Consider the following 26159-nt stretch of genomic DNA (forward strand, 5'->3'; position numbering starts at 1 on the left):
TTCCCTACTTCATTGAACTATTCGAAACAATTAAGATTAGTAGATCTTATGTTATTGTGTAGTTTGAAAGCACATGTTAGGTGTATGGAGTATTGCAAAAGTAATTTATAAATGATTTGGTTAATTTTAAAATTTGGAATAAGTTTTAATACGATAAAATGATCCCCTTTAAATAGATCCCCTTTAAATAGATCTTTCGTATCTTGCCTTCATGAATCAGGCTGTCTTGATTGCCACTTCTTATTAGTTCACGTAGTTACGGTGAACCGTTCATAAGTAAACGAGGTATCTCTAAAAATAAGATAAAGGCACTTAGTGGCGCAATATGTACTCTATATATAGACACTAAAAAAAGAGTCTGTCCTATAAAGGCCACTGAAAAATTCTTCTTAAAATAATAAAAGATATAACTCCTCAATATGTGAGGAGACTATGCCTTTTTCTTTAAAATTGATTATCCCGATGTCTATCTATCCTTGAAATTGCTGGTTTCTAGTGAAGCGATTCTAATAAAAGACCCTTTGCGAATTTACGCAAAGGGTCTAGTTTGTTTTTATAAAGGTTCTATACTATTTGTTGGGATTCTAACACAATATTAAACATAAAAAAATGCACGTAATCATCCAGTCTTTTATACTCGAGTTGTCGAGAAACAAGTATAGATTGGAGATACATGCATAATGGGAAAGGGAGAATTTCTCACACGTTGGCTAGCTTTCCCATCTCAATCTGCTTGATGGATTGCTCAACATGTTTTAGGAACATCTTTCCAAATCGATTCAGATAGACATTTCTACCTTTACGATCAAAGAGTTGAACACCTAATTCGTCTTCAAGTTTCGCAATGGACCTACTAAGAGCAGGTTGGGAAATAGATAATTGTTCTGCAGAACGTGTCATATGTTGAACTTTAGCAACGGTTTGAAATAATTAATTTGATGCCATTCCATATGAATACCTCATAACTTTTATTATTTCTCACATTATACTCTCCTATTTACATAACTTCTAATTGTTAGTTTGCATCAGATTCATCCATATCAGTTATTATTCAAATTAACATTTTATCTTTTCTAGACAGAATACCCGCTATCTTTAATACAAGATAGCGGGTTGGGGAAGAATGGAGCTTTTTTCTATCAAAAATATTTTTGTTCAAATATGGTAAAGTGGATAAACTTTCTGTTATAATAATATTAACGAATGTATGTTCTGTTTAGAAGGAGATGAAAATGCTTATTTATCAAAAAGAATCTACAAAAATACGTTCTGAAAGTATATGTAGATGTCATATCTCATTTCCTCCTTGTAATCGAGCAAGTATTTTGCTATTCAAACATAAGTGGTAGAAAAATGTTCAGGGAAAAGTAAGTGAGATAAATCCCTTCACATAACAGTGAAAAATCGTTTTGAAATGAAAGATTATTACACAAATTCAGTTGTTCAGGAAGCAAATGCTTTAATGAAATCTCAAAGTAATCTTTGAATATATTTCCATCATTGTTACGATAATAGTGGATGGGTTTATATAAAAATTTTAATGAAAAATAGGAGGTAATCATGGGAAGATTAGTTCATTTCGAAATTCATGTTGATGATATGGAGCGAGCGAAGAAGTTTTATGGAGAGGTATTCGGATGGTCTTTTCAAGATTGGAGTGAATATGCTGGAATGCCTTACTTTGGAGCAGTGACTGGCGATGAAAATGAGCTAGGAATCAATGGTGCTTTGATGCAGCGTCAAAGTGCTCCGCCAGAAACAAATCAGGCGTTAAATGGATACGCTTGTACAATGGGAGTGGAAAACTACGATTTAACGGAAACTAAAATTATTGAAAATGGTGGCCAAGTCGCAATGCCTAAATATGCCCTGCCTGGAATGGCGTGGCAAGGGTACTATAAGGATACTGAAGGGAATATATTTGGCATTCATCAACCAGATGTGAATGCCAAATAGAATCCGACATAGTCGATTTAATGTATGAAATCACATTAGGCAGTAGGCATGCTTGAATGCGCGCGCGATATCTATCTGTCTTGCATTGCCTGAAGCCGTTGAACAGATCGACGGCTCCGGGCATATCGTTTTAAAAACCAACGGAAAAACCTTCGTGATATGAAATGATCCAATTAGTCGAACAAGTCAAATTAGGAAACTAAAAGAAATATTGCTATAGAAGGGGCATTATTTTAATACCAAATATATAGGCTCTTAGGGGATTTCCTGCATCTAGTATACTTTTGTCGCGAAGCTCTCTTTGTGTCAGAAAGCGTGTCATCGAGGACGATCTTCATGAAAAGATATTTTTTTATTCCTTAAAGTGAGGCTTATTTTCATAGCACTTAGCCCAGTCCTAAATCGGAACGAGGAATCTGATCTCTATATGTTGAAATTTAACAGTTTTTTGTCACTTTACAAAAGGGGCGTGTCTATGCCTAAAAATTATTAAGACACATCCCCATAGTTTTAATATGATATTTAAAGAATTGTCCAGTTTTGATGACAGGTTGCTTGTACAATAGGATTCTTTCGGAAATAGTTAGCAATTAGTTCGGTCATATCAATCTGAATATCTTTAATAATTGGACAATCTGCAAAATAAGAGAAGTTTCCTCCGCCTGATGCGCGATAATTATTCATTACGACCTCGTAGGATGCAGTTAAATCAAGTGGATGCCCCTGATAGATTACTTCAGTAATTCTTTGACCAATCGGACGGTGAATATCCATTACATACTCAATACCTTCCCACATATCATAATTATAAGGTTGATGTTTTGGATAAATAAATGAGTCTGAAACAGCTATGGTTTCATTTTTGATCGTGAAATAAGTAGCACTTTGTTCGAGTGCTTCAACAATATGTCTTCCTGAAACGCATAATACTTTCAATGTATTTGGATAAATATAATTTGTTACAATATCTCTCATTGTAACTTGTGGTGGGAATCCTCCTGGGCCATCGTTAAATAGTGCAGTACAGGATATTTGCGCATTTGTGACTTCCATTTGTACGTGTTGAATAAATTCAATATATGGATGTTTGCTTACACGAACATCAAATGCATCTTCGTATAACATATTTCCTTCAATTTGCCCAATTGGTTCATCTAACCATTTTTCGGTTAATGAATATACGCGCTCTATTTTATTTACAACTCGATTATTAATGGGTGTATGTTGATCTACGTAATGTAAAGAAGGTTCGTGTTTGATAGAAATGACTTTTCCATTTTCCATTGCAACATCCAATGAAATTGCAGCAACACAAACACCTTTTGTGCCTGGCTGTACAATCGATTTACCAAATGCTTTTGTACAAATATCACGATGTTGATGTCCCGTTATAAATATATCAAAGTCGAGTTCTTTACACATTTGGTAACCTTCATTTTCTCCAGTATCAGCTTCTAAAAGTTCCCCAGTAGTTAAATTGTGTGAAAAACCTCCATGATAACAAAGTACGGTAACGTCTACATTTTCATGATGGTGCAGATGTTCAAGCCACTTCTTAGCACTTTCAAAGGCCTGTCTAAACTGTATTCCTTCAATGTGGCTTGGATCTTCCCAAATCGGCACGAAATGGGTAGTTACACCAACAATACCAATACGGACACCTTCAATCTCTTTAATCATATAAGGGATTGTAAAAGAAGTGCCATCATCAAAAACTATATTTCCTGTTAACCATGGAAAATGAGATTCCTGAATGGATTTATTTAGAAAAGATAAACCGTAATTAAATTCATGATTTCCAAATACAGCGAGATCATAGTGGAGAGCATTCGCCACTTCAATAATTGGATTTGGTTCATGAGCATGAAATTGTTGGTGGTAATAAGTTAAAGGACTACCTTGTAATAGATCTCCATTGTCAATTAAAATACTAGGTCTCTCATGTCGCAATTGTTCTATTAAACTTGCAGCTTTTGCTAAACCGAGAGTTTCTTCAGTTCTACGAAATGTGGTGGGCATGATATAGCCATGAACATCACTTGTTACTAGTAATTGTAATTGTTTTATAACCAAGTTATATAACCTCCATTTGTTCTATATAAGGGCTATTAGTATACGATTATTTTAGCTGATAAAAGAGGAAAAAATATTTAGTTTACCTATAATTTACAAAAAATATTAATATAAAATTAGGAAATTAATTGTTGAATATATATCCAACAAATTGCGCACTAAGTTAGTGAGGGGAGTATGAAGCGGCATCTAATAATAGTCGACGCGGCATTTAAAACAGTGACTTCAGCTAAAATCGGTTAAAGTTCAGCTTCGAAAAGAAAAGATGAATGAGTGAAAAAATCGCGCAATACTAGTTCAATAGTGGTTCCCACTTCGTAAAATGTTGTAGGGATGACTACTATTTTACATGAGAATCTCTCTTTTTTATGTAATTTTATCCCGCATAAATGTGCAGTAGACCCCCACCTCAAGGATTAGAGGAAGTAGGTGGAGGAGACAACTGCCTGTAAAAGCCCGATTGGTGAGATACAGTGAAACTTACCTTTGTGGTTTTCAAAGGTTTAGTTGAGGCCCACAGGATGTGGGTCACACAGACGTTGCCGCAGGATGCGGCGTACTTAGTCTGTGATTCATTTAATCGGGTTCGTAGAGTCGCTTTATCGAAGCGTAGCGGAGATATTAGCGAATCTAGAACGGGACTAACACTCAGTAGTGGATGAAGAAAACCCCCATTGAATGAAGTTTCACTTTATTGGTAGAAATTAGATGATAAACGCTCGTGATATTATATCGAGAAAATATAAACAATTATTAAAAATATAAACAATTGTTTTTTATTTGTTGACGCGACATTAAATCGTTGCTATTATAAAAGTGAATTTAATGTAGAATTATGTCGTATAATATTGGGAATATGGCCCAAAAGTTTCTACCAAGCCGCCGTAAAGGGCTTGACTACGAGGTAAGTTTTAAATGAAAGAGGGAGTCTCTTTCTTTTATTTACTCATGCCCTAGTCAACGCTCCGGTAGATATCGGAGCGTTTTTTATCGTTTAAGTACTATTTAATTTTAGATTTTATTATGTGAAGTGTTATACCAAGAAAGTTTTGTTCGCTCTTAATGTGTAATAAAGTGTGACCCATTCCAACGCTTAGAAAACAGTTGGATCAATTCGTAAAGCAAAATAAAAATGCAATGTGAAAGGATTGAGAAAGAATGAAAAAGAAAATTTACTTTAATCATGATGGCGGTGTAGATGATCTTGTTTCTCTATTTTTATTACTACAAATGGATACCATCGAACTAACTGGTGTTTCCGTCATTCCAGCTGATTGTTATTTAGAACCAGCTATGTTTGCAAGCCGAAAAATCATTGATCGCTTTGGAAAAGGCAGTCTAGATGTAGCAGAGTCAAATTCTCGCGGAAAAAATCCTTTTCCTAAAGATTGGCGTTTGCACGCTTTCTTTGTGGATGCCTTGCCAATATTAAATGAATCCGGAAAGATTGTTACACCAGTAGCGGAGAAACCAGCACATCTTCATATGATAGATGCCATTCACGCTTCAGATGAAAAAACTACTCTTTTATTCACCGGTCCACTTACGGATCTTGCTCGTGCACTAGATGAAGACCCTTCTATTGAAGAAAAAATCGATCGACTCGTATGGATGGGCGGCACTTTTCGTGATGTAGGAAATGTGGAAGAGCCCGAACATGATGGGACTGCGGAATGGAATGTGTTTTGGGACCCTGAAGCAGCTGGTCGAGTATGGAAAAGTAGTATAGAAATTGATTTAGTAGCGCTTGAAAGTACTAGCCAGGTACCTCTTACAGTAGATATACGTAATCGTTGGGCATCTGAACGTAAACACCTCGGTGTTGATTTTATTGGCCAATGTTATGCGATGTGCCCGCCGTTGGTTCACTTTACAACAAACTCAACATATTTTTTATGGGATGTCTTAACAACAGCATTTGTTGGTAATAGTGATCTTGTAAAAGTGAAAAGAATTAATAGTATCGTGCATACAGATGGGCCGAGTCAGGGGCGTACAGAAGAAACAGACAATGGTCGCCCAGTAAATGTTGTTTATGATGTAAATTCTAATGCTTTCTTCGATTATATTACCGAATTATCTAAAAAAGCTTAATCTATAACATACAGATTTTGAAATAGATGGTTAATTAACATGAGGTTACAGTTTTTGTTAAAGTTAATAACTATCTTGAAAGCTTAAAGACCATTCTTTTTTTGTGAACCATTGATCGTAGTACATTTAGAGAAAAGTTCTTAATGTATTACGATCAATATAGTTGATTGTATTTTTTATAGAAAAAATTATCATGTGAGTAAGTCAAATACCAATATTATAGATGTAATTACCAGAACTTTCAGAAAATAAATACATGACTCTATTTAAAATCAAAATTAAAAAAAGAGTTTAGAAAATTTAGCACAAAAGCATAGTTGGAGGAAAAAATGACTATAAAATCACGACTTAAAATTATGATGTCACTTCAGTTTTTTATTTGGGGATGTTGGCTTGTTACACTTGGCTCATATATGTTCAATACCTTGCATTTTACCGGCACACAAGTTGGAGGTGTTTATAGCACAATAGGGATTGCCTCTCTTCTAATGCCAAGTCTTGTAGGGATTATTGCAGATCGTTGGATAAAAGCAAATAGATTATATGGAATTTGCCATTTCCTTGGAGCGATTTTCTTATTTTTAGCTGCAGGGATTTCAGACCCTAATCTCATGTTTTGGGCTATGCTTTTTAACGCAATGGTTTACATGCCGACGATTTCTTTATCTTATACGATTTCGTATTTTTGCCTAGAAAAAGAAGGGCTTGATACAACGAAAGACTTCCCTTCTGTTCGTGTTTTTGGAACAATTAGTTTTATTCTTGCGATGTGGGTAATTAGTCTTGGTGGACTTGAGTTAAGCAATATCCAGCTTTACATGGCTGCGGGGGCTTCCTTCTTACTTGCACTTTATTCATTTACACTGCCTGATAATCCAACATCAAATGTCAAAAAGGATAAGTCGTTAGTAAGTCTTTTAGGTCTAGATGCTTTCGTATTATTTAAGCAAAAGAGAATGGCTATCTTTTTCATTTTTGCTATGCTGTTAGGTGCGGCATTGCAAATTAACCTTGTATTTGCTGACCCATTTTTACATGATTTTGCGTCAATCGCTAACTATAAAGATAGCCTCGTTGTTAAATATCCAGCAATTTTATTATCAATGGGACAAATTGCTGAAGTATTCTTTATTCTTGCCATTCCTTTTTTCTTACGTAAATTTGGGATTAAGACGGTAATGTTGTTGAGCATGGTGGCATGGACATTACGCTTTATCCTTTTTGCCTATGGCAGCCCGTCTAATGTAGGAGTCATCTTATTGCTATTATCAATGATTGTATATGGTGCTGCATTTGACTTCTTTAATATTTCCGGCTCTATTTTTGTAGAAAAGGAAGTGGATCGTCGAATTCGTGGAAGTGCACAAGGCTTATTCATGACAATGGTCAACGGAATCGGTACCTATGTAGGCGCTGTTCTTAGTGGAAAACTGGTGGATTACTTTACGATTAACGGAGTGAAGGATTGGCAAAGTATCTGGTTAGTTTTTGCAGTATACACATTCGTCCTTGCAATCATTTTTGCTGTAAGTTTTAAATACAAGAATGATCTTAATGGAAATAAGAATGTAAATAATGTTGCTTAATAGATATTCTGTATCCTTTTTGTTTCTGCTTTGAAACGGTATTTGGTTTGAAATGTAATAAAGATTATTAGTTAAAATTTCATAAGATCGTTCACTGTTACTATAAAGCGAAACCCAACAATTAGTAAGCATATAGTCAGTATTTATTAAAGAAGTATCATTGAACAACTAAATGTTCTTGATACTTCTTTTTATATTTTTAATAAAGGGAAAACTGTAATTTTACTTAATAATGACCCTATCTTCATTGTCTGAATCGCTTACTGGGCGGAAAAGCATATCAATTAAATAACAAGTCGTGTGAATCGTAATAACTGTTGTTTTTTTACTAGAATCGAAATGTCTTTCACAATTTCCTTCTTGTTAACAGGGCGTTGCAGTTGATGCAGATATAAATAAGGTTATTTTAAACACTTTTGAATTAATTTAAAAGCACTTCTACTAATGAACTGCCCCATAAATGTTAGACATCAATCTAACATTTATAGGGGTTTTTATGGATAATTTCACAGAATACAACAACCGTTAAAGTGCAGTACTCATCTAAGTTTTATTTGTTTTAAAGGTTTCACGGGTTAATTCTATAAAGGCTTCTAATGGAGGAGTCATCAATTTATCTTTATGCCATGCAATCTGGGTAAAAATCGGTGATAAGGTGTTTATCCATGCCAATTCCTTCAGTTTTCCCAATCTAATGTCTGACTCGACTGCCATTTCCGGAAGTACCGCAATTCCCAAACCCGCCATCACACATTGTTTGATGGCTTCTATACTACCGAATTCGAATTTATTTTGTGGGTATACTTCTACTGAGCGAAGGGAATCTTCTAATAGGGTGCGATAGGAGCAGCCTAATTCAGTAAGTAAAAATGTTTCATATTCAAGATCTTTTGGACGAACTTCTGATTTGGCAAGTAAACGATGATTTGGAGCAACGACCATTTTGATTTTTTCTTGTGTAAGGCATTCTATTTTCAATGGATCTCCTGGCTTCGATGTGTCCATTATGAATGCAATATCCAACAAGCCCTCCTGTAGCTCCTTTCTTGCCATTTCGTCAGAATGTGCCGGTTTAAATATGACCTTAATGTTAGGATATTGTTTCTTAAACTCCATGAGTATTGGTGGAAGTCGGTAAGTGCATTGACTTTCCTGTGCTCCAATTGTTAATGTTCCCGAAAGTCCTTCATCTCCACTTACAGCCATCTTTGCCTCTTCATTCAGTTTAATCATTTTATCTGCGTATAATTGAAACTTTCGCCCGGCTTCTGTCAAAATTAGACGCTTCCCTAGACGTTCAAACAAAGGTGTTCCAAGTTCAGCTTCAAGCGATTTCATTTGGGCCGTTACGCTCGATTGAGCAAAATTCAACATTTTCGCCGTTTGGGTAAAGTTCAGACTTTCAGCAGCTACCTTAAAGGTAATCAGTTGTTTGATCTCCAATTCTCTCACCTTCCTTAAATCGCTTTTATCGATTGATTTAATCGGAATAATCCGTTTTATTGTTTTTCAATATCATTATAAAATATTAATTAGAAATAAAAAATTATCAATTAACAAAAACGTGGAGGTTTTAAAGATGACCATTGCAGTTATTTACGGGGGAAACCGTCCAAACGGGAATACAGAGTCGTTAACAAAGTTGGCTACTCAAGGATTAGTCGTGGAGGAAATATATCTGAAGGATTATTTGATTGAACCTATAATAGATAAGCGTCATGCAGAGGAAGGGTTTCCCGAAATCAATGATGATTATGACTCAATCATTGATCGCATTCTTCTCCATGATATTCTTATTTTTTCTACCCCGATTTATTGGTATAGCATGACGGGAACAATGAAAAATTTTATTGATCGATGGTCCCAAACATTGAAAGACGCAAAGTATCCCGATTTTAAAAATCAAATGTCTCAAAAAAGAGCGTATGTAGTTGCAGTGGGTGGAGATAAGCCATACATGAAAGGTTTACCATTGATTCAGCAATTCCAGCATATCTTTGACTTTGTAGGGACAACCTTTGACGGATACATTATTGGTGAAGGAAACAAACCGGGTGAGATTGTTCAAGACATGAATGCATTATTTGCAGCCGAACAACTTCGAAAAAAATTACAAAACGCTTCGAGTTAGAAGGGATATAAGGAGAATTGAAGTACTTACGCCATCAGACATAAGTTAGGGGCAATATCATTTGGCGTTCATTGTTCTAAAGTATATTTAACGAAAAAAACAGCATCCCAATTGATAGATGTGTCTACCAATTGGGATGCTGATCATATCTTATGCCCTTTTTTATTAAAAATCAAAGTTGTCAGGATCTGGACCTACTCGAAGATTTTGATTTAGCTTGTTAATTCGCTGCATCTCTTCTTTAGTTAGTTCGAAGTCGAATATAGTTGAGTTCTCAACAATTCGATGTTCCTTCGTGGATTTTGGAATGGTGACAACGCCATTTTGTAAATCCCAGCGTAAAATAACTTGAGCAATAGTCCTGCTATACTTATTTGCTATTTCTTGTAATACTAGATTATCTAATAATTGGCCTTGCATTAAAGGTGACCAAGCTTCTAACTGAATTCCATGTTCTTGACAAAAGGCTTGAATTTCTTTTTGAGTTAATCGTGGATGGTATTCTACTTGATTGACCATCGGTTTAATTTCGGCATCATTCATTAAGTCTTCAAGATGGTGGACCTGGAAGTTGCTTACTCCAATAGCCTTTACTCTTCCTTCTTTATAAAGAGTCTCTAATGCATGCCAAGCTTCCTTATATTTACCTTCTACAGGCCAGTGAATAAGATATAGATCTAAATACTCAAGACCAAGTTTTTTTAAGCTTGTTTCATAAGCTGCTATAGTGGATTCGTAACCTAGGTCAGAATTCCAAACTTTCGATGTTATAAATAGTTCTTCTCTAGGGATATTTGTTTCTATTATTCCTTCACGGATAGCTTGACCAACTCCCTCTTCATTTTCATAAATGGCTGCTGTATCAATACTACGGTACCCATGTTTAATTGCCAATTTTACGGCATTAACCAGTTCAGGTCCTTCTTCTACTTTAAACACCCCAATTCCAAACCAAGGCATTTTTACACCATTATGCAAATTAGTTGTATCTTGTATGTTTTTAATCATTATAATTAAACCTCCAATTTTTATTTATGAGAAATGAGATCGTTATATTTGTTGATTTCACACTTATATTATTTAGCAAACCACCCCTTTCAATTTATCCCACACTTAACGGGCAGTAAGACCCCCACCTTGAGATTCTGAGCATGCTAAAAAAGATAGGTGGGTGATCAACTGGCCCGTAAAGGTCCGATTGGTGAGTTACAGTGAAACTTACCTTTGTGGTCTTCAAAGGTGTAGTTGAGGCCCACAGGACGTGGGTCACATAGACGAAGACATGAGGACGCGGCGTACTTAGTCTGTGAATCATTGAATCGGGTTCGTAGAGTCGCTTTACCGAAGCGGAGTGAGGTATTAGCGACTCTAGATCGGGACTAACAATCAGTGGGGGGAAGAACCTCCCACTGATTGAAGTTTCAATTTATCCTCCTTATGGTCTTTTCTTTCAAGGGATGCACTCCAACCTGCAAGGATGGCAGCTATCAGTACCATAAGTGCTCCTACCCAAGAGGTGTGAATCAGTCCAATAGAGTCTGTGATCATACCACCTAAGTAGGAGCCGATTGCAATTCCTGCGTTAAATGCAGCAATATTGATGGCAGACGCCACATCTACTCCAGTCGGTACAAATCGTTCTGCTAACATAACCACATACACTTGTAAGCCCGGCACATTCATAAAAGCTAGAAGCCCCATTAAGAAAATGGTAATCAATCCTGTTATTTTAAATGGTGCCGTAAACATCAGGAGAAATAATATCACCGCTTGCACAATAAACATGTAAAATAACGACTTAATTGGATTGTGATTCGACAGCTTTCCACCTATCATGTTGCCAATTGCGATTGCAATACCATAAACAAGAAGTATTACAGCAACTGTTCCTTCTTTATATCCTGTTATTTCCTGTAGCATGGGAGATAGGTAAGTAAAGACAACGAATGTTCCTCCATAACCTAAGGCTGTAATTATAAATAAAAGCAATAAGCGACCATTTGTCACTAATTTGAATTGATCACGAAGTGTTGTACGAGTCGCTTTTCGTAAGCTAGATGGAATCAGGATACTATTCGCGATTAAGGCAATAATTCCGACGCCAATGATGATGATAAAGGCCATTCTCCAACCAAATTGTTGTCCAATAAATGTTCCCAATGGTACACCTGTTACAGTGGCTACCGTGAGTCCAGAAAACATTATGGATATGGCACTAGCTCTTTTATTTTCTGGTACTAAATCTGCAGCAATGGTAGAGCCAATGGACATAAAAACTCCATGTGAAAAGGCTGAAATGACACGAGCAACAAGTAACACACCAATGCTTGTCGCACTAGCAGCAATACTATTGCCTATAATAAAAATAACCATAATCCAAAGAAGTAATGATTTTCTTGACATACTAGAAGTAAAGGAAGTTAGAATCGGTGCCCCAAATGTTACTCCTAATGCATATAAGGAAACTGTCAAGCCTGCTGTCGTAACAGATATTTGTAAATCATTCGCTATTAATGGTAAAAGACCTACACTGATAAATTCTGTTGTTCCTATTGCAAATGCACTTATAGCTAAGGCTAACAGTGCGAAAGTACTTTGTTTTTTATCTAAAGACATTTTTCTCCTCCTAAAAATCGGTAATGTATGAACGATCTTGTTTTAAGTAAACTAAAAACTAATTACATTCAAACTCAATCGATAAATGCTATTATGATACATATGAAATCAGTAGAGAAGTACGCACTTAAAAGTACTATAGGAACCAAAAGGTTCTATAGGTACTTTTAAGTTCCTATATATGTGGAGGAATTATATATGAAGAAGAAATACAATATTTCAGTAGAGGCGACGCTTGAAGTGATAGGGGGAAAGTGGAAATGTGTCATTCTATGCCATCTAACACACGGTAAGAAACGAACAAGTGAATTGAAGCGTCTTATGCCGGACATTACACAAAAGATGTTAACACAACAATTACGTGAATTAGAGGTAGATGGAGTCATTAATAGAATTGTTTATAATCAAGTTCCACCAAAAGTGGAGTATGAGCTAAGTGAATATGGATGGAGCTTACAAGGTATCTTAAATTCGCTTTGCACTTGGGGAGAACAACATCTTATCAAAGTGTATGGTGATACATCTGATATCTTGGAAGAGAACGTTCTAAATGAACATCTAAAATAATGAGTGAAGGATTTTGAAAAGATTTCTTTTAACGTTCTTTTGTTGTTTAGGAATAAAGTTTGGTTATTGAAGTGGTGTTATGCTTGAACAAGGTGGGAAGAAAAACAGCGAAGGTAAGAATGTTTATTGCTATGGCTTTAAGGACATTTAGCCGTTGGAACAGAAAGCCAATATATTCTTTAATCCCGTTTTCTTCCCGAAATTTGAATGACGGAAAGATGGCGATTCCTTTATTAAAAGGGCTCCATAAGCGTGTTCAAATTTAGGCGATATGTTACGAAATGATAGACGCAAGATATGATATTGAGCCGATTTAAACACAGACTCACCGAATGGGTCAACAATCATTGATTGCTTATAATAAGCCTGAGCCAGAAGGCTTTGATATACATTTCGTACAGACTTGTTTTCGTGAAAATATCGATGATGGCGGATCTCAACATGAAATAAAAAAATTCATAATACTTAAAATAAATATTGAAAAGTCTAAAAAATTAATTTATAATCCAAATGTAAACGTTTTTACAAAAAGGTGAATTACCATAATGATACAATGGTAAACATAGTATTTATTTGGTAAAAACGTTTACATATTTACTAAGTTTTATGGAGGATCGTAATGACCTGTGACATAACAATTAAAGATGTCGCTAAACAAGCAAATGTTTCAGTAGCGACAGTTTCAAGAGTCCTAAATGGACTGGATAGGGTTAGTGACCAAACACGTAAAAAGGTATTAAAAGTAGTTAAGGAACTAAATTATGTACCTAATACGATGGCTGCATCCATGATTACTAAGCAAACGCAGATGTTGGCAGTGGTCGTTCCTGAAATAGAAAACCCATTTTATACATCAGTTATCAAAGGAACAGTTAATGTGGCTAAAGAAAGGGGTTATAATACCTTTGTATTTTCAACAAATGATAGTGAAAGTGAAGAAGATACATTCTTTGAAAGCTCCCTCCGGAGAAATGTTGATGGAATTGTACTAATTGGCGCACATAAGGATCCAGTATTTTATCAAAAAATGAATAAGCCAGTCATCCTCGTAGATCGTTATATTGATGGTTGCGGTCTTGATGGAGTGATCATTGACAATTTTGGTGGAGCATATGAAGCCACTAAATATTTAATCGAATATGGACATCGAGATATCGCAATTATTACTGGACCTCAAACATTTAATGACGGAACTGAAAGGTACTGGGGATATCAACAAGCACTAAAAGATAATGGTATTGAATTAGTAAGTGATTACCAAAAGCATGGAGATTGGTTTGAAAACAACGGTTACCAATCAACTAAAGAACTGATGAAATTACCCAAACCGCCAACAGCAATATTTGCTGCAAACAATCTGATTTGTCAAGGAACTATAAAGGCATTAAGAGATTTGGATCTCACAATAGGATTAGATGTATCCCTCGTAGGCTTTGATGCAAATGATCTTGCTGAATTTGTTAAGCCGAGAGTGAGTGTTGTAAAACGTCCAACATATGAAATGGGGACTCATGCAGCTGAAATGCTCATTGAAAAGTTAAAGCAGGTTGAAAAAAACGAATCATTTCCTAAGAAAGTTACCTTAGGTGTTGAACTTCAGAAATTTGGGTCGGTGAAATACTTGGGTTAAGGAGCGGGAGAAATGTCCCGAATTCTAGTGATAAATAGTATGAATATGGATAACGTTATTGTTAGGTGAGACGATACAGGGGATAGAAACTTCCTTTTTCTCAGGAGGAAAGAGTGCATCCCAAGCTGACGCAGCCGCAATAGCAGTTACACTAGAAGGTGCTCAATCTGAATGTCTGCCTTGATAGAACATTTGATATGAAACACTTAAAAGTTAATCTAAGGGTATAGTAGCTATTAAATTAATAGTTTTTAATAACGAATAGTGTTTTATCAAGGTATCAGACTTCAAATAGCAATAACGACAGTAGGAGTAAAAAGTATCAAAATTTTATTTGAAAGGGGTGATGCAAAAAGTTGATATGGTAAATGATTGTTGAAATGAAGATAGGAGCGATAGGTCAGAGGAAGTATAGTGAAATTGCTAAGATTGACTATCTTATCAGAAATCAAGTAGATTTTCGTTGATAATGTAATCGCTTACAAATAAAGGGGGAATTGAAATGAGGATATTATTTATAGGGGAATCATGGACTGTTCATATGATTCATGCAAAAGGATATGACACGTTTGAATCAACTAAATATGAAGAAGGCGCAACTTTTTTAATTGATAGTTTAAGAAATAGAGGTATAGAAATTGATTACATGCCTTCACACGAAGTTCAAGTGAGATTTCCGGATAAGCTTGAAGCTTTGGAGCAGTACGATTCGATTGTGATTAGTGATATAGGAAGTAATACTTTCTTGCTTCAAAATAAAACCTTTTATTATATGGAAAGAATTCCGAATTCCTTAGAACTTATACGTCAATATGTCGAAAATGGCGGAGGGCTATTGATGATAGGAGGCTATCTATCTTTTATGGGGATAGAAGGAAAAGCCAACTATAAAAATACGATTCTTGCTGACGTTCTTCCAGTAGAAATGTTAGACAGGGATGATAGGGTAGAAAAACCAGAAGGGGTTTATCCTGAAACAATTCTTGAGCACTCGATAACAAAAGGTCTCGAACAATGGCCGCCGTTTTTAGGCTATAATCGTTTTTCTGCAAAGGAAAATGCAACAACTTTGGTACAAATCGAAGGAGATCCATTATTAGTTATTGGGGAATATGGAAAAGGGAAAACAGCTGCTTTTGCTAGCGATTGTGCTCCACATTGGGGGCCAATAGAATTCATGGACTGGGAATATTATCAACCATTATGGCAACGAATTTTAGAACACATTAAGAAATAATAATCGTAGGCTGGTGATGTGAATGACTGTAAATGAAATCGTATATTCAAATAAGGAAGAGTATATAAACTTCTTGTCACAATTAGTGCAAACCGATACTCAAGTGCTTGGGCACGGGGTTCTTGGCGGAAAAGAAAAAGCGGGGCAAGAAATCATTAAGCAGAAACTTTTGGATCTTGGCTTTGAAATTGATGAGTTTTTAGTGGAAGATGAAAAAATAAAAAAATTTCCAGGTGCCAATTTAGGTCATGATAATCGCGAGCGTCCCAATATTGTAGGAATTCTAAAAGGAACGGGTGGAGGAAAATCTTTAATACTAAACGGGCATATAGATACCATGCCATTCGGAGACCGAGATAAGTGGTCTAATGATCCTTTCTTAGGACAAGTTCAAGGAGATGTTCTATATGGACTTGGGTCTACCGATATGAAGGCATCTTTAGCTGCCATGATTCTAGCAGCACAAGTCATCAAGACGTCAGGAATACAATTAAAAGGTGATTTAATTATCCAATCCGTAGTTGATGAGGAAGGTGGTGGGAATGGAACTCTTGCTTGTGTAGAAAGAGGTTATACAGCTGATGCAGCGATTGTGGGGGAACCTACTCAATTACACATCCAGCCAGCGCATATGGGGTTTTTATTTCATGAAATAGTGGTTGAAGGGCATAGTCTTCATTCCAGCCAACTTTGGGAGGGTGTCAATGCTATTGACAAGGCGATAAAAATCTATCAATCTCTGAAAGATTTGGAGCATCGCTGGCTTATGACAGAGAAACATCCTCTTTTACCAGGCCCTACTATTAATCTTGGGGAGATAGCAGGAGGTATAGCTGGTTCAGTAGTTCCAGGTTCTTGTACGTTAAAAACATGTCTTCATTATCAGCCAAAACAAAATGAAGCTTATGAACTAACAAGAGAGCGTGTGAACAGCCAAGTGTTAGGGGCTATTGAAAGCGTTGTCAATGGCGATGAGTGGTTGAAGGAACATCCACCTCAAGTAAATGTTTATCAGGAAGGATATCCTTTTGAAACGCCAATAACTCATTCACTCGTACAAGAAATGAAGAGTGTAATAGAGGATGTATTACAGAAAGAAGCTGTAATTGAGGGGATGCCCGCGGGATGTGATGCTCGTATCCTTTCTGGATTCGGTAAAATTCCTACGGTTATTGTAGGCTGTGGAGATCCGAGACAATGTCACTGTGTCGATGAATCAGTGCCTATATCTCAGTTTTTATCATTAATCGAGATTTATGTGAATTTCATTATTTCTTGGTGTGATGTTGAGTCAATAAATTTAAATAATTAAAAATATGGAGGGGAATTTATGAAAAAAGTTTTTTTACTTATCGTTGCAGCTATGGTCATGATTTTGGCAGCTTGTAGTTCGTCTAATGTGGAAAAGTCAGGATCTGACAAAAAGGAAGACGGAAAATTAACAATTGGAGTTACAACAGCTACATTACGTCATCAGTTTTTTATTGATATTGACAATGGGATGAAAAAAGCTGCTGAAGAAGCTGGAGTAGAATTATTAGTTAATGACCCTAACTTGGATTTAGCTAAGCAAGTATCTTCAATTGAAGATTATATGCAAAAAAAGGTAGATGCTTTAGTAGTTTTAGCGGTTGATAATGCTGGAGTTATTCCTGTAATTGAAGAAGCGAAAGATAAAGGAATTCCTATTATTACTGCAGATGCTGTTGTAGATAGTGAGAGTGTAGATACTTTTATCGGAACTGAAAATTATGAAGCTGGTAAACAATTAGGTGAGTATTTAAAAAACAAAGTTGAAGCAGATGGGAAAAAAGTAGAAGTCGCAGTTGTCACGCACGAGCAATCTTTCGTACAAAAACAAAGATTAGAAGGATTAAAAGAAGCGCTAAAAGGGTTTGATAAGGTTAAAATTCTAAACAGCCAACCAGGATACGATCGTCAAAAATCAATGGCTACAGTTGAAAATATCCTTCAAGCGAATCCGCATGTCGATTATATTTATGCTACTGCAGAGAACAGCGTTTTAGGTGCATTAGCAGCTCTTGAATCAGCTAACAACAAGCATACAAAAATTATTGGTTTTGATGTGACGGATGAGGCAGCAGAAGGAGTCCGTGAAGATTATATACTAGCAATGATACAGCAGCAACCATCTAAAATCGGTGAAGAATCTATTAAAGCAGCTCTTGAAGCAATTAATGGTAAGAAACTAGATAAAAATATTAGTGTTCCTGTCATTCTTATTGATAAAGAAAATGTCGATGAACATTTCAAAAAATAATCAGGGAGGTTTTTCTCCTTGATTTTAACTCCAAAAGAGAGGGGAGTTGTTTAATGAACTCACCAATAATCGAGTTGAAACATATTACAAAATCATTTTCTGGTGTAAAAGCCTTAACGGATGTTTCACTAACTGTTCATCCAGGTAGTGTTCATGCGCTTGTAGGTGAAAATGGTGCAGGAAAGTCCACTTTAATGAAAATATTAACTGGTGCTTATTCGAAATCTAGTGGTGAAATTTTTTATAAAGGTGAAAAAGTTGAGAATATGGATCCGAAGACTTCAAAGAAATTAGGGATTCATTGTATTTATCAAGAATTAAATGTAGCGAACTACTTAACTGTAGCAGAAAATGTGTTTCTAGGCAGTCAACCTGTAAACAAACTGGGTTTAATTGATTGGAAACAAATGAATCAAACCGCAAAAGAAATTTTTGCATCGCTTCAAATAAATTTAGATCCAAAGCAAATGGCTAAAGATATCAGTATTGCCCAAAAGCAAATGATCGAAATTGCACGTGCCATTTCTCAAGATGCAAAAATATTAATCATGGATGAACCAACATCTTCTTTATCAGAAAGAGAAACAGAGATATTGCTTTCATTAGTTACAGAATTAAAAAATAAAGGTGTTAGTATCCTGTACATTTCGCACAGGATGGATGAGATATTTAAAGTATGTGATACTGTAACCGTTTTAAGGGACGGGAAGTATATAAAATCTTTGCCTATGAGTGAAGTTAAGAATGTTGATTCCCTAGTCGAATTAATGGTTAATCGTAAAATGGAGAGTTACTTCAATAAAATTGAAGTTCCAATTGGTGAAACAATTCTTGAAGTACAAAACCTTTCAAAAACAGGAGTTCTTAATAATATCAACTTTAATCTGCGTTCTGGCGAAATTCTAGGTATTGCTGGACTGGTAGGTTCAGGACGAACAGAAATTGCCCAGGCATTATTCGGTATGCTTAAAAAGGATGCGGGAGAAATTCTTATTGATAATAAAAAGGTAGAAATTAAAGGGCCGAGTGATGCGATAAAGTTAGGTATCGGCTTTGTGACAGAAAACCGTAAAGAGACAGGGCTAGTTCTCAAACAAACTGTTAGAGATAACATTTCCCTACCGAATCTCAGAAAATATACTACGAATCTATTTATTAATAAGAAGGCAGAAAAGAAAGAATCGGAAGACTATAAGAAGAAATTAAATATTAAAACTAGATCAATAGAACAGACGATATCTACTTTAAGTGGAGGAAATCAACAAAAAGCAATCATCTCAAGGTGGATGATCCAAGAACCACGTATTCTCATTTTAGATGAGCCATGTCGCGGGGTGGATGTAGGGGCAAAAGCAGAAATCTTTGCACAAATTAGTAAACTTGCTGAGCAAGGAGTTGGGATTATCATGATATCTTCAGAAATAGCTGAGATCGTTGGAATGAGTGACCGGACAATCGTAATGAGGGAAGGTACTCTTGCGGGTGAACTGGAAAAAGATATGATTACCTCTGATAATATATTGAAATTAGCTTTTGGGGGTGGAATAAGTGCTTAAGAATAATTCAAGTAGCATCGAAATGAGTCAAAATAACAAAAATATAAACTGGAAAAATACTCTTTTCGTCATTTTTGACAAAGGGAGTACGACTATTGGACTTGCTCTTCTCTTTATTATTATGTCTATTATCACAACTGATTTTTTAACAGTTGACAACTTAGTCAATGTAATGCGCCAATCTTCAGTTCTATGCATTATGGCTGTAGCCATGACTTTCATTATTATTACAGGTGGGATTGATTTAAGTGCAGGGTCACAGCTGGCTGTTAGTGGAGTTGCTGTAAGTGGACTGATTGTTGCAGGTGTACCAATACCATTGGCAATACTCTTAACGATTATCATTGGTGGGCTAATTGGGTTATTCATGGGCACTGTTATTTCAACACAGAACATTCCGCCCTTCATTGTTACTTTAGCAATGTTGACCATTCTGAGCGGAATCGCATTTGTGTACACCGAAGGAACGCCAATCGTTGTTTCTGATGCTGTATTTCGTGAGATAGGACGAGGATTTATCGGTCCCATTCCAACTGCTATTGTGATTATGATTATTGTTGCGATTATTGGCCATTTATTATTATCGCATACACGCTTTGGAAGATATGTTTATACAATTGGAGACAATGAAGAAGCTGCTAGATTATGTGGAATAAATGTAAAACTAGTCAAAACAGGTGTTTATGCTTTTGGTGGGGCTATTATGGCGATTGCAGGTATTGTACTTGCTTCCCGTTTGTCATCAGGTTCTCCAAATGCAGGTACAGGTTCAGAATTAGATGCAATAGCCGCTGTTGTTTTAGGTGGGACAAATCTATTTGGAGGAGAAGGGAAAATTTCTGGAACCTTAATGGGAGTAGCGATTATTTCCATTCTGAACAACGGATTAAATTTATTAAATGTGTCTTCTTATAATCAGCTAATGATTAAAGGAGTAGTTATACTTTTAGCGGTTTGGTTAAATTCAATTAAAGCAAGAAGAAAGGCTAGCGTATAGGTGATGAATATGAGCGGTGGAGTATTTCCTGAAAAGAGATTCGTATTAGAAAATATATTTCATGTGAGTAAACCAATTATTGGAATGGTTCATTTAAAACCACTCCCAGGAGCACCTCATTATAAAGGTGAAAGCATTGATGAAATGATTGAATTTGCGCTGGAGGATGTACGTCGTTTGGAGGAAGGAGGGATCGATGGATTGCAAATAGAAAATGCATGGGATCTCCCTTTCCCGAAGCCTGAAGATTTTAGCTTCGAAACAGTTGCTGCTATGACTGCTGTCGGGGTAGAAATTGCAAAAGCTACAAAGCTCCCCCTTGGAGTCAATTGTTTAGCAAATGCAGTCATTCCAGCCATTGCCATTGCAAAAGCGTGTAAAGCTAAGTGGGTAAGATCGAACCAATGGGTAAATGCGTACGTTGCGAATGAAGGAATTGTAGAAGGTGCTTCAGCTAACGCAATGAGATATAAAGCAAATCTTTACGGTGATGATATTAAAATTATGGCTGATGTTCATGTGAAACATGGAAGTCATTCCATCGTGGCAGACCGCAGCCTTGCAGAACAAACGAGGGATAATGAGTTTTTCGATGCAGATATATTAATTGCGACAGGAAATAGAACAGGTGACGAAACTTCCTTAGATGAGCTTATAGGGATAAAAGAGAATGCTAGTTTACCGGTGATAATTGGCAGTGGGATGACTGAACAAAATGCAAAAAAAATTCTCTCCATAGCTGATGGAGCTATTGTCGGAAGTTCATTAAAAGAAAACGGAAATTGGTGGGAAAGAGTAGAGGTAGAAAGAGTTAAGAAGTTTATGGATGAAGTTCATTCACTCCGATAGATTAGAGGTCTTAATATGGTAAAGGTTGCTATACATGGTTTTATTAATATAGATATTATTGGCCTTGTAGATAAATTTACAGAAACCGATCAGGAGACCAAACTTAAGAACCTTCAATTAACCCCAGGTGGGTCAGCAGCGAATGTCGCTGTTGGACTCTCCCGTTTGGGGGAGGAGGTTTATTTTTTAGGTGCGATTGGTGATGATATCTATACGTCCTACCTTTTGGATAATTTAGAGAATACTAGACTAGATTATGTCCAAATAATTAGGGGCAAACCGTCAGGAACGGCAATGGCATTAGTAGATGGTTCTGGTTTAAGAACCATGTATACCTATCCAGGTGCGAATGTAAACTATAATCTTAAAAACGTGCCAAAGGAATTTTATGAGGAAATTACACATTTACATTTAAGTAGTCCATATCTAGAAGTCGCTGAATCATTCTTTCGATGGAAAGAGGAGAATATTGATCTGAAGATATCTTTAGATCCTAGTACTTTATTAACTAAGAAGGGCTTGTCTTATTTACTGCCCATACTGTCGAAAACAGATATTTTGTTTCTCAATCATTCTGAACTAAATGATTTGTTTCCAGAACAAGATATTGATTACTCCATTCGGAGGCTACACGAATTAGGTATCAAGCAAGTTTTTATTAAATTAGGTAAAGAGGGAGCTCTTTCAAGTGTTTTCTCAGGAGGAACTTACAAACGAATACAGCTACCCGCTCTACAGGTAGAAGCAATAGATTCAACTGGTTCAGGCGATGCTTTTGCAGTAGGTGCACTATATGGAATCATACGAGAATGGCCACAGGAGTTGATTTTACAGACAGGAATTAACTTAGGAGGTAGGGTAGTATCTCAGATTGGTTCTCGAAAAGGGCTGCCTTTTACACTTGAATAGGAGGGGAGTTATATTGGAATTAGAAAATGTATTTAAACAAATTGATGAGGATGATGCAATATTATTTTTACAATCATTAATTCAAATAAACACAATAAATCCACCTGGGATGGAAAAAGCACTAGCTGATTTAATAAGCCTTCGTTTAAGTGAATCTGGGTTATTGATCCATTCTGATGTTGTTGAGGAAGATAGAGAAAATTTAATTGTTTCATATTCTAGTGAAGATCAATTAACTAATAACTCAAAAACACTGATTTACAGTGGTCATTTTGACACTGTTCCCGTTGGAAATGTAGAATGGAATTTTCCTGTCTTTGAGGGCAAACAAGTAGAAAATCGAATATTCGGGCGTGGCTCCTCAGATATGAAAAGTGGAGTTGCTGCCATGATTTTAGCAATTGAATGTATACAAAAAGCAGGAATAAAATTGAGTGGAAACCTACAATTCATTGGAACGGTTGGGGAAGAAGTAAATTGTATTGGTGCTAGAGAAGTAGTTAAAAAAGGTCAAATTGACCAAGCTACAGCTATTGTAATTAGTGAACCTACCTCAAATCAGGTGGTTGTTGCACACAAAGGGGCACTTTGGCTTGAGATCTCTATGTTTGGTAAAACAGCTCACGGTTCAATGCCGTCTCATGGGATTAATGCAATATTGGCTATCAATCATTTTATAAATAAATTAAACAATTATGATCTTCGTTATGAACGTCATGATATTTTAGGCGATTCTACATTAAATATAGGAATGATTCAAGGCGGAGTAGGTCCTAACGTAGTGCCTGACCAGTGCAAAATTACCATTGATATTCGAACTGTACCAGGGCAAAATCATCAGGAAATTGTTGGGGAAATAAATGAACTCTTACAAAAAGTATCTGAGGAAATGAACGTTTCTTATAAAATTGATGTCATAAACAACTTAGTATCTGTATATACTGCGCCCGATCATCCATTTATTCATTTGGCTTTGGATAAAGCGCAATCATATTTGCAAAACGATCCCAATATAGGGGGAGTTAATTATTATACAGATGGGTCTATCTATAGGAATCATCTTCAAAATGTTCCAATATTAATCTGTGGACCAGGAGAGCCTACAGTGGCTCATCAGCCCGATGAATGGGTTGACATACAAAAATATCTAGACTCCATACGGTTTTATATTTCTCTCGCAATTAATTATTTAAAGTAGAAGAATATAAAACTCGAATTAAAGTGAAGTATATTTTGTACTCAAGAAGTATTAAGCGATATGAAAAAGAGTAATTGGATGGATAAAGATAAAGTTTGGCTGTTTTCACATACTTTGTTGCTTTTCAATCATTTTTACACTAATAACCCGGGTTGATTTCCGTTGCAGGTACTCGCTTTCCGCGGGCGGTCTCAGAAGCCTACTCAGTGCTTTGCACTTGCGGGGTCTCCCTCTACACGCTTTTCCCGCAGGAGTCTCGCACCTGTAACGAAGATCAACATCTGTTCGAATTGGTTTCTTGCAAAAAAACAACAATCTTTACGAAAAGAGCCTAAAGTTTTTAATAAGTGATAAGAGATTGGATGTTGCCGGTCTCCTTTATTTTCTATAGGTAAGAGATCATTGATGTACTCCTCTAATTACTATTAGGGGAGTTATCTGTTTTGTATTATTGGCAACATAACCTGCTAACAAGGACAATATTCCATCACGAAAGTTTTAATGGGGTATTAGAAAGTAAACCGAAAGTTGCTATTAGTTGGTCGGTTACCATCTGAAAGATCCTTTTTCACAGCAATATTCCATATCTATCCGTGGAACGTCTTGTGAAACGATTGTTCTGGGCGTCAAAGTGACAATAGATTTTGAAAGCGTTTTCGATTTTAGTTGACACGATCGACTTTTGAAATTATTCTATAAATACAGAATATACAGAAAATATAGAAATCATAGATGGATGAAAGTTGCAGGAGAGTGTTTATTATAAGCCACCGAAGGAGCAAACTTCAATAAGACCCTTGAAGCGAATCTCTCAGGTAGAAGAACTGCAGCTGGACACACCTCTGGAGAGAGCGTATGAATCGATACGTCACCAAAGGGGAAAGGCTCTATTGAGCTAAACTCTCAGGTAAAAGGACAGAGAAGGGCAGAGAAAAACACTGTTTTTCTCTGTCCTTTTTGTTGTGCCTGCATAATTTACACGTTCATCATCACTGTAGAGACATAGTTAGTTTAATGGATATTTAACCAAAAAGGAGTGGTTCACCATGGAAACAAGCTATAAAGGTAATAACAGAATGATGACGGGGATTGTGTTTGGGGTGCTTACTTATTGGCTTTTCTCACAGTCACTCATAAATGTGATGCCTGAAGTTCAGTTAGATATGGGCATTTCGATGGGACTTTTGAATACAGCAATTAGTTTATCCGGTTTATTTTCAGGCATGTTTATTGTAGCAGCTGGAGGAATATCTGATCGAATTGGACGCAAGAAAATTACAACTATTGGTTTACTATTAAATATAATTGGTTCACTTTGTCTCGTATTTGCACAGGAGACGGTTCTCTTAATTATTGGGCGTGTGATTCAAGGCATCTCGGCAGCGTGTATTATGCCTGCAACGATTGCTTTGGTGAAAACCTATTTTGACGGCCCAGACCGACAAAGAGCCATAAGTTACTGGTCTTTTGGATCTTGGGGCGGCATAGGCATTTGTTCATTAGCTGGAGGTTTAATTGCTACGTATATGGGATGGCGCTGGATCTTTATATTTTCCATTATTTTCACTTTACTATCTATGTTTTTGATTAAAGATGTACCAGAGAGTAAAGCGGAACAAAGCAATTCAGCAAAATTTGATTTTCCTGGCTTTGTTATCTTTTTATTAGTGATGGTCGCTTTGAATGTTGTCATTACACATGGAGATGCCTTCGGATGGACAAGCCCTCTTTCGTTAACGTTAATGGCTACCACTGTCATAGGTGGTTGGATATTTTTAAAACTTGTAAAAGGGAAATCTAACGGATTTATCGATCTATCTTTATTTAAAAATAAATATTTTACTGGGGCTACTGTGTCAAACTTTTTAATAAGTGGTGTAGCGGGAGCACTTATTGTTGCGAATACCTATGTTCAAATGGCAAGAGGATACAGTTCTTTTCAATCTGGGTTATTATCAATTGGCAATTTAGTTGCTACATTAGCGATGATTCGTATTGGTGAAAAAATATTACAACGAAGTGGTCCAAGAAAGCCGATGGTCATAGCTTGTCTTTTAGTGATCGTTGGAATTATCTTAATGACATTAACATTCTTACCAAATGCGATTTATTCCATTGTTGTATTTATTGGTTTTACCGTGTATGGGATTGGACTTGGCCTTTATGCGACACCATCTACGGATACAGCAGTAGACAATGTACCGGCAGCAAAAGCAGGAGAGGCAGCTGGTATTTATAAAATGTCTAGTACACTTGGAAACTCATTCGGATTAGCGATATCTGTTACTGTTTATAGTGTAGTTGAAAAGGCTGGAAATATGGAAGTGGCTGCAAGTATGGGGTTATTGACAAATGCTATTTTTGCTGGACTAGCTTTACTAGCTATAGTAGCTGCGATTCCAAAAAAAGGTGTCAGGGAATCAATGAAAGTGAGGAAAGCTTCTTAAATTACATTGAGTCATGCACCATAAAACAAGAT

General features: G+C 36.2%; 19 protein-coding genes, 2 pseudogenes and 3 riboswitches. Of the genes and pseudogenes, 16 read left to right on the plus strand and 5 right to left on the minus strand.

Annotation, left to right across the window (positions count from 1 at the left end; translation table 11 throughout):
* Positions 1 to 714: 714 nt before the first annotated feature.
* Positions 715 to 950 (minus strand): annotated as a pseudogene (locus V179_RS0101965) (LysR family transcriptional regulator); the annotation flags it as partial.
* A 610-nt stretch (positions 951 to 1560) separates the two neighbouring features.
* Between V179_RS0101965 and V179_RS0101970 the strand changes: the two are divergent.
* Positions 1561 to 1956, plus strand: coding sequence for a VOC family protein (locus V179_RS0101970; RefSeq protein ID WP_028390035.1), 396 nt, complete (start codon positions 1561 to 1563; stop codon positions 1954 to 1956).
* 522 nt (positions 1957 to 2478) lie between these two features.
* Here the strand turns inward: V179_RS0101970 and V179_RS0101975 are convergent.
* Positions 2479 to 4029, minus strand: a complete 1551-nt coding sequence (locus V179_RS0101975) for a bifunctional metallophosphatase/5'-nucleotidase (RefSeq protein ID WP_028390036.1) — start codon at positions 4027 to 4029, stop codon at positions 2479 to 2481.
* Between the two features lie 818 nt (positions 4030 to 4847).
* Positions 4848 to 4949: riboswitch (purine riboswitch) on the plus strand.
* 238 nt (positions 4950 to 5187) lie between these two features.
* Here V179_RS0101975 and V179_RS0101980 point away from each other — a divergent pair.
* Positions 5188 to 6123 (plus strand): nucleoside hydrolase, encoded by a 936-nt coding sequence (locus V179_RS0101980; protein WP_028390037.1) that lies wholly within the window; start codon positions 5188 to 5190, stop codon positions 6121 to 6123.
* A gap of 329 nt (positions 6124 to 6452) precedes the next feature.
* Complete coding sequence (locus tag V179_RS0101985; protein ID WP_028390038.1) at positions 6453 to 7709, plus strand: nucleoside permease; 1257 nt, start codon at positions 6453 to 6455, stop codon at positions 7707 to 7709.
* 543 nt (positions 7710 to 8252) lie between these two features.
* Here V179_RS0101985 and V179_RS0101990 read toward each other — a convergent pair.
* On the minus strand, positions 8253 to 9152 hold the full coding sequence (locus V179_RS0101990) for a LysR family transcriptional regulator (RefSeq protein ID WP_028390039.1): 900 nt from the start codon (positions 9150 to 9152) through the stop codon (positions 8253 to 8255).
* Between the two features lie 136 nt (positions 9153 to 9288).
* Here V179_RS0101990 and V179_RS0101995 point away from each other — a divergent pair, with 136 nt between their 5' ends.
* Complete coding sequence (locus V179_RS0101995; protein WP_028390040.1) at positions 9289 to 9840, plus strand: flavodoxin family protein; 552 nt, start codon at positions 9289 to 9291, stop codon at positions 9838 to 9840.
* A 165-nt stretch (positions 9841 to 10005) separates the two neighbouring features.
* On the opposite strand, the gene V179_RS0102000 is transcribed toward V179_RS0101995, so the two are convergent.
* On the minus strand, positions 10006 to 10848 hold the full coding sequence (locus tag V179_RS0102000) for an aldo/keto reductase (protein ID WP_028390041.1): 843 nt from the start codon (positions 10846 to 10848) through the stop codon (positions 10006 to 10008).
* A 378-nt stretch (positions 10849 to 11226) separates the two neighbouring features.
* Positions 11227 to 12456, minus strand: coding sequence for an MFS transporter (locus V179_RS0102005; RefSeq protein ID WP_028390042.1), 1230 nt, complete (start codon positions 12454 to 12456; stop codon positions 11227 to 11229).
* A 198-nt stretch (positions 12457 to 12654) separates the two neighbouring features.
* Here V179_RS0102005 and V179_RS0102010 point away from each other — a divergent pair, with 198 nt between their 5' ends.
* The 12 genes and pseudogenes from V179_RS0102010 to V179_RS0102080 all read left to right on the plus strand — a co-directional run bounded on the left by V179_RS0102010 (position 12655) and on the right by V179_RS0102080 (position 26127).
* The gene (locus V179_RS0102010) at positions 12655 to 13023 is read left to right on the plus strand and encodes a winged helix-turn-helix transcriptional regulator (protein WP_028390043.1); all 369 of its coding nucleotides are present in this window, start codon (positions 12655 to 12657) and stop codon (positions 13021 to 13023) included.
* A 91-nt stretch (positions 13024 to 13114) separates the two neighbouring features.
* Positions 13115 to 13481, plus strand: a pseudogene (locus tag V179_RS31455) (transposase); the annotation flags it as partial.
* A 161-nt stretch (positions 13482 to 13642) separates the two neighbouring features.
* Positions 13643 to 14653, plus strand: coding sequence for a LacI family DNA-binding transcriptional regulator (locus V179_RS0102025; protein ID WP_034300222.1), 1011 nt, complete (start codon positions 13643 to 13645; stop codon positions 14651 to 14653).
* A 502-nt stretch (positions 14654 to 15155) separates the two neighbouring features.
* Complete coding sequence (locus tag V179_RS0102040; protein ID WP_028390047.1) at positions 15156 to 15890, plus strand: glutamine amidotransferase; 735 nt, start codon at positions 15156 to 15158, stop codon at positions 15888 to 15890.
* A gap of 22 nt (positions 15891 to 15912) precedes the next feature.
* Positions 15913 to 17202: a M20 family metallopeptidase gene (locus V179_RS0102045; protein WP_028390048.1), complete on the plus strand. Its 1290-nt coding sequence runs from the start codon at positions 15913 to 15915 to the stop codon at positions 17200 to 17202.
* Positions 17203 to 17220: 18 nt separating this feature from the next.
* Complete coding sequence (locus tag V179_RS0102050) at positions 17221 to 18171, plus strand: substrate-binding domain-containing protein (protein ID WP_028390049.1); 951 nt, start codon at positions 17221 to 17223, stop codon at positions 18169 to 18171.
* Positions 18172 to 18224: 53 nt separating this feature from the next.
* On the plus strand, positions 18225 to 19727 hold the full coding sequence (locus V179_RS0102055; protein ID WP_028390050.1) for a sugar ABC transporter ATP-binding protein: 1503 nt from the start codon (positions 18225 to 18227) through the stop codon (positions 19725 to 19727).
* Complete coding sequence (locus tag V179_RS0102060) at positions 19720 to 20724, plus strand: ABC transporter permease (RefSeq protein WP_200868650.1); 1005 nt, start codon at positions 19720 to 19722, stop codon at positions 20722 to 20724. The genes V179_RS0102055 and V179_RS0102060 overlap by 8 nt, the downstream gene beginning before the upstream one ends.
* Positions 20725 to 20733: 9 nt before the next feature.
* The gene (locus V179_RS0102065) at positions 20734 to 21573 is read left to right on the plus strand and encodes a BtpA/SgcQ family protein (RefSeq protein ID WP_028390052.1); all 840 of its coding nucleotides are present in this window, start codon (positions 20734 to 20736) and stop codon (positions 21571 to 21573) included.
* A 15-nt stretch (positions 21574 to 21588) separates the two neighbouring features.
* Entirely contained in the window at positions 21589 to 22482 is an 894-nt protein-coding gene (locus V179_RS0102070) for a carbohydrate kinase family protein (protein ID WP_028390053.1), read from the plus strand.
* A 13-nt stretch (positions 22483 to 22495) separates the two neighbouring features.
* Positions 22496 to 23680, plus strand: a complete 1185-nt coding sequence (locus tag V179_RS0102075) for a M20 family metallopeptidase (RefSeq protein WP_028390054.1) — start codon at positions 22496 to 22498, stop codon at positions 23678 to 23680.
* Positions 23681 to 24416: 736 nt separating this feature from the next.
* Positions 24417 to 24517, plus strand: a riboswitch (glycine riboswitch).
* A gap of 3 nt (positions 24518 to 24520) precedes the next feature.
* A riboswitch (glycine riboswitch) is annotated at positions 24521 to 24601 on the plus strand.
* A gap of 125 nt (positions 24602 to 24726) precedes the next feature.
* Positions 24727 to 26127 (plus strand): MFS transporter, encoded by a 1401-nt coding sequence (locus V179_RS0102080; protein ID WP_028390055.1) that lies wholly within the window; start codon positions 24727 to 24729, stop codon positions 26125 to 26127.
* The last annotated feature ends 32 nt before the right edge of the window (positions 26128 to 26159 follow it).

Origin of the sequence: Bacillus cihuensis, assembly GCF_000504145.1 — a bacterium.
In the GTDB taxonomy this organism is placed as follows: domain Bacteria; phylum Bacillota; class Bacilli; order Bacillales; family DSM-1321; genus Peribacillus; species Peribacillus huizhouensis.